Below are 273 nucleotides of genomic sequence, written 5' to 3'. Positions count from 1 at the left end.
GAAAACGGCCAAGAATTCATGAAGAAGTATTCCGTTCTGAATGGGAAACCGCCCACCGCAACAGAGCGCTGGCCTACTATTTAAAAGAAACAAACTTTTTAGAAGCTGAAGTAGAAGAAACACTTGAGGTGTACTTGAAGCAATGCGCTATGGAGAGCACTACAGAAGATATTGCGTTGATCGGCCTGATCCTTGCTCATGACGGGTATCATCCGATTCGACACGAGCAGGTGATTCCAAAAGATGTGGCAAAATTGGCCAAGGCATTAATGC

At 45.1% G+C, this 273-nt stretch carries 1 protein-coding gene; it reads left to right on the top strand.

Annotation, left to right across the window (positions count from 1 at the left end; all coding sequences use genetic code 11):
• Positions 1 to 273: glutaminase (locus tag SB660_RS20525; RefSeq protein ID WP_410584176.1), on the top strand; the 273-nt coding region annotated here is incomplete at both ends.

Source organism: Bacillus sp. SIMBA_005 (assembly GCF_046535585.1).
Taxonomy (GTDB): Bacteria; Bacillota; Bacilli; order Bacillales; family Bacillaceae; genus Bacillus; species Bacillus pumilus.
Note: the sequence above shows the minus strand (reverse complement) of the source record. Positions and strands in the feature narration are given on the sequence as shown.